At 64.1% G+C, this 209-nt stretch carries 1 protein-coding gene; it reads right to left on the bottom strand.

The window, feature by feature from the left end; translation table 11 throughout:
- The coding region (locus tag EN808_RS36165) for a VCBS domain-containing protein (protein WP_135918295.1) at positions 1 to 209 on the bottom strand (209 nt) is incomplete at both ends.

The following is a 209-nucleotide window of genomic DNA, read 5'->3' as shown; positions in this document are numbered from 1 at the left end:
GGTTGTCGGCGTTGGTGTAGGTGAAGACGTCGGTGACGCTGGCACCTTCGGCCAACGCCTGGACCGAGGCCAGGCCATTGTTGAGCGTGTAGGTGTAGGTGCCGTCGCTGTTGAGATGCAGCGTGCCGTACGTGCCGACGAGGTTGGCACCGACATTGCCGGCCGAGCCATTGACGGCGGTGACGCTGTGGGTGTCGCCAGTGTCGACA

The organism is Mesorhizobium sp. M8A.F.Ca.ET.165.01.1.1 (genome assembly GCF_004792065.1).
In the GTDB taxonomy this organism is placed as follows: domain Bacteria; phylum Pseudomonadota; class Alphaproteobacteria; order Rhizobiales; family Rhizobiaceae; genus Mesorhizobium.
Note: the sequence above shows the minus strand (reverse complement) of the source record. Positions and strands in the feature narration are given on the sequence as shown.